At 74.7% G+C, this 9,939-nt stretch carries 7 protein-coding genes and 1 pseudogene; 3 read left to right on the forward strand and 5 right to left on the reverse strand.

All coding sequences use genetic code 11. The features are described from left to right. Positions 1–238: 238 nt before the first annotated feature. Positions 239–3,403: a ThuA domain-containing protein gene (locus ACFV5N_RS19165; RefSeq protein ID WP_385601089.1), complete on the forward strand. Its 3,165-nt coding sequence runs from the start codon at positions 239–241 to the stop codon at positions 3,401–3,403. Between the two features lie 79 nt (positions 3,404–3,482). On the opposite strand, the gene ACFV5N_RS19170 is transcribed toward ACFV5N_RS19165, so the two are convergent. From ACFV5N_RS19170 to abc-f, 3 genes are read right to left on the reverse strand one after another with little or no spacing between them, the layout of a single operon-like run. Beyond that, positions 3,483–4,769 carry an erythromycin esterase family protein gene (locus tag ACFV5N_RS19170; protein WP_385601091.1) on the reverse strand — a complete coding sequence of 429 codons (1,287 nt, stop codon included), beginning with the start codon at positions 4,767–4,769 and terminating at the stop codon, positions 3,483–3,485. 58 nt (positions 4,770–4,827) lie between these two features. Then, entirely contained in the window at positions 4,828–5,493 is a 666-nt protein-coding gene (locus ACFV5N_RS19175) for a CatB-related O-acetyltransferase (protein WP_385601092.1), read from the reverse strand. A 55-nt stretch (positions 5,494–5,548) separates the two neighbouring features. Next, complete coding sequence (gene abc-f, locus ACFV5N_RS19180; protein ID WP_385601094.1) at positions 5,549–7,177, reverse strand: ribosomal protection-like ABC-F family protein; 1,629 nt, start codon at positions 7,175–7,177, stop codon at positions 5,549–5,551. Between the two features lie 154 nt (positions 7,178–7,331). On the opposite strand from abc-f, the gene ACFV5N_RS19185 reads away from it, so the two are divergent. Beyond that, positions 7,332–7,997 (forward strand): TetR/AcrR family transcriptional regulator, encoded by a 666-nt coding sequence (locus ACFV5N_RS19185; protein ID WP_385601096.1) that lies wholly within the window; start codon positions 7,332–7,334, stop codon positions 7,995–7,997. Between the two features lie 10 nt (positions 7,998–8,007). Here ACFV5N_RS19185 and ACFV5N_RS19190 read toward each other — a convergent pair whose 3' ends face one another. Then, entirely contained in the window at positions 8,008–8,370 is a 363-nt protein-coding gene (locus ACFV5N_RS19190) for a DUF488 domain-containing protein (protein ID WP_385601098.1), read from the reverse strand. A 148-nt stretch (positions 8,371–8,518) separates the two neighbouring features. Here ACFV5N_RS19190 and ACFV5N_RS19195 point away from each other — a divergent pair, with 148 nt between their 5' ends. Next, positions 8,519–9,286 carry a uracil-DNA glycosylase gene (locus tag ACFV5N_RS19195; RefSeq protein ID WP_385601101.1) on the forward strand — a complete coding sequence of 256 codons (768 nt, stop codon included), beginning with the start codon at positions 8,519–8,521 and terminating at the stop codon, positions 9,284–9,286. Between the two features lie 206 nt (positions 9,287–9,492). Here ACFV5N_RS19195 and ACFV5N_RS19200 read toward each other — a convergent pair. After that, a pseudogene (locus tag ACFV5N_RS19200) lies at positions 9,493–9,939 on the reverse strand (MFS transporter); the annotation flags it as partial.

Here is a 9,939-nt window from a genome sequence, read left to right on the forward strand (position 1 = left end):
GGACGACCGCGGCTGCGCGATGTCTTGACGTGTACGCGATCCGTTCCTAATTTGTCATCCCGTCTGACAAATGCGGCGATGTGCCGGGCCGGGACGCCCGCACCCGCCGTGCCGACAGCCCGCGCGACGCGCGGGCCCGCACCTCCCACGGCACAACCGAGAGCCGGCCGGCCGGGCGAACCCGCCCCGGGCGCAGGGAGCGCACGACCTTCTTCACCTCTTCAGTGAGGAGCACGTGGTGACAACCGCACCCCCACACCCCCGCGGATTCCCGGCGCGCCTCGCCGTCGCCGTCCTGGCCGCCCTGGCGCTGCTGCTGGCGGGCGGGCCCGCCACCGCGCAGCCGGGAAGCGGCGAAGCCGAGAGCGACGCCGCCTTCCACGCCCTGGTCTTCAGCAAGACGGCGGGCTTCCGCCACGACTCGATCCCGGCGGGTATCGCCGCCATCGAGGAACTCGGCGCCGAACACGGCTTCGAGGTGACCGCGACCGAGGACGCCGCCGTCTTCAACGACGAGGACCTGGCCCGCTACGACGTGGTCGTCTGGCTCTCCACCACCGGTGACGTCCTCGACGACGCCCAGCAGGACGCGTTCGAGCGCTACATCGGCGCCGGCGGCGGCTACGCGGGCGTCCACGCCGCGGCCGACACCGAGTACGACTGGCCCTGGTACGGCGAACTCGTCGGCTCCTGGTTCGCCGGCCACCCCGCCCCGCAGACCGCCACCGTCAAGGTCGAGGACCCCGCCCACCCCTCCACCGCCGGACTGCCGATCGAGTGGGAACGCCACGACGAGTGGTACAACTACAGCCCCAACCCACGCGGTTCCGTGCACGTCCTCGCCTCGCTCGACGAGAGCACCTACGAGGGCGGGACCATGGGCCACGAACACCCCATCGCCTGGTGCCACGACTACGCGGGCGGTCGCGCCTGGTACACCGGCATGGGCCACGAGGCCGCCTCCTTCGCCGAACCGGAGTTCCTCGGTCATCTCCTCGGCGGCATCCAGACGGCGGCCGGCGCGATCCCGGCCGACTGTGGCGCCTCGCTCACCAGCGGGTTCGAGAAGGTGACGCTCGACGACAACACCAGCAACCCGATGGAGCTGGCCATCGCCGAGGACGGCCGGGTCTTCTCCATCGACCGCAACGGCGCCGTCCGCGTCGTGCACCCCGACGGCACCGTGGTGACCGCCGGAACGCTCCCGGTCTACACCGGCCAGGAGTTCGGGCTGCTGGGCATCGCCCTGGACCCCGGCTTCGCCGAGAACAACTGGCTCTACCTCTACCACTCCCCCGCCGGCCCCGACCCCGTCGACCACGTCTCGCGCTTCACCCTCGACGGCGACACCCTCGACCCCGGCAGCGAACAGGTCGTCCTGGAGATCGACGTGCAGCGCGAACAGTGCTGCCACGCGGGCGGCGCGCTGGAGTTCGACGGCGCGGGCAACCTGTACATCGCCACCGGCGACAACACCAACCCCTTCGGCTCGCCGACCGACGGCTACGCCCCGCTGGACGAGCGGCCGGGCCGCGCCGCCTGGGACGCGCAGGCCACCTCCGCCAACAGCGCGGTCCTCAACGGCAAGATCCTGCGGATCACCCCGCAGCCGGACGGCGGCTACACCGTCCCGGAGGGCAACCTCTTCGCGCCGGGCACCGACGCCACCCGTCCCGAGATCTACGCCATGGGCCTGCGCAACCCGTTCCGGATCGGCATCGACCCGTACACGGACGCGCTCTACGTCGCCGACTACGGGCCGGACGCCGCCGCCGCCGATCCGGACCGGGGCCCGGACGGCCGCGTCGAATGGAACATCGTGGACGCGCCCGGCTTCTACGGCTGGCCCTACTGTGTCGGCGACAACACGCCCTACCACGCCTTCGATTACGCCACCGGCACCCCGGGAGCGGCGTTCGACTGCGCGGCACCCGTCAACGACTCGCCGCACAACACGGGGGTACGCGAACTGCCGCCCGCCGTCCCGGCCGAACTGTGGATGGGCGCCTCCAGCACCGGCGTCCCCGAGATCGGCACCAGCGGCGCCCCGATGACCAGCGGCGCCTACCGCTACGACCCGGACCTCGACTCCGACCGCAAGTGGCCCGCCTACTTCGACGGGAAGGCCGTCTTCGCCGACTGGAACAACAGCCGGCTGTTCTCCGTGCAGCCCGACGCCGCACGCACCGGGGTGGCGGACGTGTCCCGGATGCTGGAGGAGCTGGACTTCAACCGGCCGCACGCGCTGCGGTTCGGGCCGGACGGCGCGCTCTACGTCATCGAGTGGGGCAGCGGGTTCGGCGGGGACAACGCCGACTCGGGCATCTACCGGCTGGATTACGTGCACGGCCACCGCGCCCCGGTCGCCCGGATGACCGCGGACCGCACCTCGGGACCGCTGCCGCTGGAGGTCACCTTCGACGCCTCGCAGTCCCACCACCCGGACGGCATCCCGTTCGCCCTCGCCTGGGACTTCGACGGCGACGGCACGACGGACAGCACCGAGGCCGCCCCCACCCACACCTACACCGAGGCCGGCCGCTACACCGCGCGGCTGACCGTCACGGACGAGGAGGGACGCAGCTCGGTCTCCAACCTCGACATCACGGCGGGCAACTCCGCGCCGGTCATCGAGGTGAGCGCCCCGCTGAACGGGGGGTACTTCTCCTTCGGCGACCGCATCGCCTACGAGGTGAGCGTCAGCGACGCGGAGGACGGCACGATCGACTGCGACCGGGTGATCGTGCAGCCGGGGCTCGGGCACGACGAGCACTCGCACGGGTACGAGCAGTACCGCGGCTGCTCGGGCGTCTTCCCGCTGCCCGGCGACGAGGGGCACACCGGAGCCAACATCTTCGGCACCGTCACCGTGACCTACACGGACCTCGGTCACGGGGACGCGCCGCCGCTGACCACCCAGGAGGTGCTGGTGCTCCAGCCCAAGCACCGCGAGGCGGAGCACTTCGACCGCACCGGGCGGCTGCCGGGCGCGCCGTCCGGCGGCACCCCGGGCGTGGAGGTGGAGCCGACCGGCGACACGGCCGGGGGCGGCCAGAACATCGGCTGGATCGACGACGGCGACTGGTGGGCCTGGGAGCCCGCGAACCTCACCGGCATCGAGGAGATCGGCCTGCGGGCGGCCTCCCCGGCGGCCGGTGCCACGGTCGAGGTGCGCACCGGCGACCCGGAGGGGCCGACGGTGGCCACCGTGCACGTCGAGGCGACCGGTGATTGGCAGGTGTACGGGGACTTCACCGGCCCGGTCGACGGGGAGAGCACCGCGCTGAGCGGCCCGCTGTACTTCGTGAAGACCACTGGGGAACTCAATGTGAACTGGGTGGAGTTCATCGGCCCCGGCATCAGCGAACCGGAGCCGGCCACCGGGCCGGGCGGGGGCCGCTGAGTCTGCGTCACCGTCCGTGCCGCCCCGCCCCGCGCCGGTCGGGGCGGGGCGGGCGCGGTGGCCGGTGCGGCCGCGTCCGCTACAGGGCGCCGGGGCCGCGGGTGACGGTGGAACTGCCGGTGCACAGGATCGCGTCGTAGGCGTCCACGACGGGGGTGTGCAGCCGGCTGCCCTGGAGGCGGATGCGGTCCGGGGGGTTCGCGGTCCGTCCGCGCAGCGGCCGGAGGTCGGCGAGATGGGTCCCGGAGCCGAGACCGGCCGCGGCGAAGGCCGCCTCGACGCTGCCCTCCTCCGGTGCCGCCAGTGCGGTGGCCTCGACGGTGAAGCCGAAGGGGGCGCGCTCGTCCCGCGGCATGTCCGCCGTGTGGCCCGTGACGGCGGTCAGGCCCACGGCGAGGTAGGCGTCGCCGAGCGCGTCGCGCAGATAGCGGCCCATCGGGATGCCGGTGAGCCGGCCGTCGAAGGAGATCGGCACGGTCTGGAGGTGCGCGTTGTGCGCGGCCAGGACCACCCGGGTGCCGGGCGCGGAGCGCTCCAGGTGCCACAGCAGGGACCCGGCCATGTAGCTGTCGCGGGCGGAGGTGTCGCCGGGCAGGCCCTCACCGGCGAAGAGACCGGCCATGGCGCAGAAGCCGTAGTCGGCGTGGCAGGCCCCTTCGAGGCGGCGCAGGGCGATGTCGTACTCCGCCCGGCCGCCGCGTTCGACGTACAGCGGCTCCAGGGCGCGGAACCGGATCAGCAGCCGTGTCAGGGCGGCGGTCAGGGCGTCCTGTCCGGCGGTGGAGAGCCGGGCCCAGGCGGGCGCGGCGACGGCCGCGGAGCCGCCGTCCACGGGTCCGGCGAGCCGCAGCGCGCGCTCGGCCGAGGGCACGGCCTCGGGGTCGACGCGGCGCAGCTGGTCGATGACCGGGGCCAGCACGGGCCGCAGGGAACCACCGGCCGCCGGGACGTCGACACCGGCGAAGCGGACCGGCGCGGCGGCGGTGCGGTTGTGCCGGCGGATGCGGCGCAGCGGAGCCTCGACGCCGATCGGGATGGTGCCGGCGAGGTGGGCGGCCAGGCTGTCCTCGCTTCCCTCTCCCCGGGCCCAGGCGTCGAGGGGGAAGGCTTCGCCGAAGCCGTACTCGAAGGCGAGGACGGTGAATCCGCAGCGTTCGACGAGGAAGCGCAGCAGGCGTTCGCGCAGCGCGGCGAACTCGTCGATGAAGTGGGAGTTCTCGCCGAGCGCGACGACACGGGCGTCCCCGATGACGTGGCGCAGCGGCTCCAGGTCGTCCAGCGGGGCGTCGGGGTCCAGCCGGGTGAGCGTGGTGGTGTGCCGCCGGAGCAGCTCGGTGAACGGGGCGGGGCGGCCGGGGGCGGGCATGGGGTGTCTCGTTTCTGCGGTGCCGGTGACGGGGCCGGTGGTGCGGGACGGGGGTGGCTCAGCGGCCGGTGGCCTCGCCCGGGCCGGTGGGTGCGGCGCGCTCCAGGGCGTCGACGCTGCCGGACATGATCGTGCGCAGATTCGCGGTGATGTGCTCCAGCGGCCAGTCCCACCAGGCCACCGCCAGGAGCCGGGCGATGTCGGCCTCGCGGTGGCGGCGGCGGACGAGCCGGGCCGGGTTGCCGCCGACGATGCCGTAGTCGGGCACGTCCTCGACGACGACCGACCCGGCGGCGACGATCGCTCCGTGGCCGATCCGGACGCCGGGCATGACCATGGCGCCGTGGCCGAGCCACACGTCGTGGCCGACCACCGTGTCGCCGCGTCCGGGGAGACCGGTGATGAGGTCGGCATGGTCGGCCCAGGAGCCGCCCATGATCGGGAAGGGGAAGGTGGAGGGGCCGTCCATGCGGTGGTTGGCGCCGTTCATCAGGAACTTCACGCCCGTGCCGAGCGCGCAGAACCGGCCGATGACGAGCTTCTCCGGCCCGTAGTGGTACAGGACGTTGCGGGTCTCGAAGGCGGTCGCGTCGTCGGGGTCGTCGTAGTAGGAGAACTCCCCGGCCTCGATCAGCGGCGAGGTGATCAGCGGCTTGAGCAGCACCACGCGGGGCTGGCCGGGGACGGGGTGCAGGGCGGTGGGGTCGGCGGGGACGTGCGGCATCTGGTGGTGGTCCTTGTCCGGAAGGGCGGGGGCGGCGCGGGCAGGTGGTGGGGTGTCAGGCGCCCGCGGTGGTGGGGACGGCCGGCGGGGCCGGTGCGAGGTCCCGGTGGGTGCCGCGCCAGCGCCGGCGCAGCAGGCGGTCGTGGCTGACGACGACGAGCGTGCCCGGGTAGCCGGCCAGCGCCGTCTCCAGTTCCTCCGCGAGGGCGGGCGAGAGGTGGTTGGTGGGCTCGTCCAGCAGCAGGACGTCCCGGGGCCGGTCGAGGAGGCGGGCCAGCGCGAGCCGCTGGGCCTGCCCGGTGGAGAGCCGGCCGACCGGCACGGTGAGCTGGGCGGCCCGGAACAGGCCGAGGTCCAGCAGCCGTTCGGCGTGTTCACCGGGGTCGCCCGGCAGGCCGCGGGCGAAGGCGGCCAGGACGGTCTCCTCCGGCGCGCCCGGCCGGGGGTCCTGCGGGAGGTGGCCGATCCGGCCGCGGCGGGTCACGGTGCCGGTGTCCGGTGCCAGGTCCCCGGCGAGCAGGCGCAGCAGGGTGCTCTTGCCCGCTCCGTTGGGCCCGGTGATCAGCAGCCGTTCGCCCGCCGCCACGGTGAGGTCGGTGGGGCCGAGCCGGCCGGTGACGGCGGCGCCGGTGGTCGCCAGGACGGTGCCGGTGAGCGGGCGGGCCCGCAGCGCGGGGGTGAAGCGCAGGGGCTGCGGCGGCCGGGGGACGGGGCGGGCGAGGAGGCGGCGCAGCCGTTCCTCGGCGTTGCGCACCCGGCTCGCGAGCGACTGCTGCACCCGGCCGCCGGCCCGGTCGTAGGCCATCTTGTTGCCGTCCTTCATGGGGCGGCCGGGCGCCACGTTCCGGGCGGTGGTGGCGGCGGCTTCCCGCTGCCGTGCGATGTCGGCCCGCCAGTCGTCGTACGCCTGCTCCCAGCGGCGCCGGGCGGCGGCCTTCCCGGCGAGGTAGCCGGGGTAGCCGTTGCCGTAGCGGGCCAGGCACCGGCGGTCGGCGTCCACCTCCAGCAGGCCGGTGGTGACCCGGTCGAGGAAGACCCGGTCGTGGGAGACGGCCACGGTGGTGCCCCGCCGGGTGCGCAGATGGTCCTCCAGCCAGGTCAGGGCGGTGTCGTCGAGGTGGTTGGTGGGCTCGTCCAGCAGCAGCACGTCCGGCGCGGCGGCGAGGAGCGCCGCCAGCCGGAGCCGGACGCGTTCGCCGCCGGAGAGGCTGCCGACGGTGCGGTCGCGGGCCACCAGGCCGAGGCCGAGGCCGTGCAGGGCGCGCTCCAGGCGGGCGTCGGCGTCGTAGCCGCCGCGCAGTTCGAAGACGGTCAGCAGGTCGCCGTACTCGGCCGGTGCGGACGCGTCGCCGTCGGCCATGGCCCGCTCCAGGGCGCGCAGCTGTCGCTCGGTGGCGCGCAGGTCGCCGAGGGCGCGGTCGATGATCTGCTGGACGGTGGCCCGGGGCTCCATCTCCTCGTGCTGCGGGAGGTAGCCGACGCCACCGGCGGCGTGGACGGTGATCTCGCCCTCGTCGGGCTGTTCGCGCCCGGCGAGCAGGCGCAGCAGGGTGCTCTTGCCCGAGCCGTTCTCCCCGACGACGCCGGTGCGCTCGCCGGGGGCGAGCGAGCAGGTCACGGAGTCAAGGACGAGCCTGCCGTCGAAGGACTTGCTGACGGCGCGGGCGGTGATCTGTGCGGTCATACGGGGTCTCCTCAGCATTCGGGAACGGTGCGGCGCCGGTGGGCCGCGCGGTCGGGTGAACGCTGGGGAAGAGCATCGGCAACTCCGTTAGTGCGACAACTGATGCATTAAGATGTTGCCACAGCCCTGTCCGCCGAGCAAACGGAACTCCGCGATGACCGCCACCGGCCCCGGCTCCGGCCCGGAGACCGCCGGCCCAGCGACCCGCCGCCGCCCCGGCGGCCGGACCGCCCGGGTGCGTGCGCAGATCCTCGACGCCGTCCGCGCCGAACTCGCCGAGCACGGCTTCGACGGACTCACCATGGACGGCGTCGCCGCCCGCGCCGGGGTGCACCGCACCACCGTCTACCGGCGCTGGGGGGACGTCGGCGGACTGCTCGCCGATGTCTTCGACGCCGCGAACGACGACGCCTGGCAGCCCGCCGACACCGGATCGCTGGAGGGGGACCTGACCGCGCTGAACGAGGAGATCCAGACGGCCATGACGGCCCGGCCGCCGGTGATGGCGGCCCTCATCGCCGCCTCCTTCCGCTCCGAGCAGGCCGCCCGCGCCCAGCGGCGGCTCTGGGACGACCGGTACCGGCGCTGCGAGATCGTCGTGGAGCGGGCGATCCGGCGCGGCGAACTGCGCCCGCCCGTCGACGCCCGCCGGCTGCTCGTCGCCGCCACGGCGCCGCTCTACCACCAGTTGGTGCTGCTCGGTACGCCCGCCGATCCGGGACTGCCCGCGCACGCCGCCCGGACCATCACGCTCGCCGCCTTCGCCGGGGCCTTCACCGAGCCCTCGCCGCCGCGGCCCGTGCCGCCGGACGGGGTGTGAGCCCGGCGGGTCAGCGGGCGCGGTCCAGCCACTCGGCGAGTACCGCCGCCTGGCTGTGGTCCACGTCCTTGGTCGCGGTCAGCAGCACCAGCGGCTCGTGGGAGGCCAGGTCACGGAGCCGGCCGGCCGCCTGCTCGTGCCCCGCGTCGCGCAGTTCGTCCAGGTATCGGCGGCGGAACTCGGTGAAGCGGTCCGGGTCGTGGCCGTACCACTTCCGCAGCTCGGCCGAGGGGGCCACATCGCGCAGCCACGCGTCCAGCCGCGCGTCCTCCTTGCGCACACCGCGCGGCCAGACACGATCGACGAGGACCCGTTTGCCGTCGCGCGGGGATGTCTCCTCGTACACACGCCGGTACCTGATCCGCTTGGCCATGACGACACCTCCAGACCCATCCCCCGCCGATGAGATCGTCCTGTCGGGATCATTCGTGCTCTTCGGACATTTTATCGGGCGGGGTGAGCCGGGGCCGCCCGGTCGCCCGGCACCAGGACCCCGGCCCGCCCCGACAGAAAGGCACGGCATGCGCGGCGTACCTCCCGGAGCATCCGACTTCCCCGCGGCCACCGCGCCCCGGGCCCGTACGCTGCCGGAGCTGGACTCCGCCGTGACGGCCTGCCGGGCCTGCCCGCGGCTGGTCGCCTGGCGCGAGGAGACCGCCCGCGTCAAGCGCCGGGCCTTCGCCGACCAGGACTACTGGGCCCGGCCGGTGCCCGGCTTCGGCCCGGCGGACGCGCCCCTGGTGATCGTCGGTCTGGCCCCGGCCGCCCACGGCGGCAACCGCACCGGGCGCATGTTCACCGGCGACCCCTCCGGCGACGCCCTCTACGCCGCCCTGCACTCCCTGGGGCTCGCCTCCCGGCCGACCGCCACCCACCGCGGGGACGGCCTGGACCTGTACGGCGTCCGGATCACCGCCCCCGTGCACTGCGCCCCGCCCGGCAACCGGCCCACCACCACCGAACGGGACACCTGCCGGCCCTGGCTCGCCCGCGAACTCGCGCTGCTGCGCCCCACCCTGCGGGCGGTGGTGGTCCTGGGCGCCTTCGGCTGGCAGGCGCTGACGGCCGTGCTGGCGGGCGACGGCTGGCTGCTCCCCCGGCCGCGCCCCGCCTTCGGGCACGGCGCCGAGGCGTGGGCCGGGACCCCGGACGGCGGCGACCGGATTCCCCTGGTCGGCTGCTACCACCCCAGCCGGCGCAACATGTCCACCCGCACCCTCACCCCGGCCATGCTGCGTCAGGTGCTGGCGCGCGGGGCGCGGCTCGCCGGGCTGCCGGGCGGCGGCTGACCACGGCGGGGCGGCTGGGCCGTCTCGTGTGGCTCTTCGTGGATCAGGCCGCATTGTCGGATGCGGTGCCTCGCAAGGCGCCGGAGTGCCCTCAGGGCGGTGTCCTCCGGGCAGTCCGGCAACGCGGCGAGGTTCCCCCGGCCTTCGGCCGGGAGGTGCCCCCCGTAGCCGGCGGCGCGGCCCCGCGAAGATCCGGAAGAGACGGCCTATCCGCCGGGGGCGGCCGGGTCGGGCCCGGGCGGAGTACGCAGCAGGTGGAGGCCGATGACCGCCGCCAGCACGGTCACGCAGCAGGTGAAGACGAGTCCGGCGTCGCGCAGCCCCAGCGCCAGGGTGAGGGCGCCCACCCCGACGACCGGCAGGGAGATGCCGAGGTAGGCGGCCACGAAGAAGGCGGAGGTGGTCGCGCCCCTGCGGTCCCGCGGGGCGCGGGCGGTGACGGCGCTGACCGCGGCGCGGAAGGCGAGGCCCTGGCCGCTGCCGCCCACCACCGCTCCGGCCACCAGCAGGGCGAGTTCACCGGCGAGCAGGGAGGACCCGATCAGCAGCATGCCGGCCACCAGGAGGAAGCACCCGGCGGGCAGCGCCCGCGCCACCGGCAGCCGGCCCGCCGTCAGCTGACCGGCGGTGGACGAGGCGAACGCGGCGAAGAC

It is taken from the genome of Streptomyces sp. NPDC059853 (assembly GCF_042731495.1).
In the GTDB taxonomy this organism is placed as follows: Bacteria; Actinomycetota; Actinomycetes; order Streptomycetales; family Streptomycetaceae; genus Streptomyces.

Excerpts from the sequence above, each read along its gene's own strand:
- abc-f (WP_385601094.1), bottom strand. The coding sequence starts at position 7,177 with ATGACCGCACAGATCACCGCCCGCGCCGTCAGCAAGTCCTTCGACGGC.
- ACFV5N_RS19185 (WP_385601096.1), top strand. The coding sequence starts at position 7,332 with ATGACCGCCACCGGCCCCGGCTCCGGCCCGGAGACCGCCGGCCCAGCG.
- ACFV5N_RS19170 (WP_385601091.1), bottom strand. The coding sequence starts at position 4,769 with ATGCCCGCCCCCGGCCGCCCCGCCCCGTTCACCGAGCTGCTCCGGCGG.
- ACFV5N_RS19190 (WP_385601098.1), bottom strand. The coding sequence starts at position 8,370 with ATGGCCAAGCGGATCAGGTACCGGCGTGTGTACGAGGAGACATCCCCG.
- ACFV5N_RS19195 (WP_385601101.1), top strand. The coding sequence starts at position 8,519 with ATGCGCGGCGTACCTCCCGGAGCATCCGACTTCCCCGCGGCCACCGCG.
- ACFV5N_RS19175 (WP_385601092.1), bottom strand. The coding sequence starts at position 5,493 with ATGCCGCACGTCCCCGCCGACCCCACCGCCCTGCACCCCGTCCCCGGC.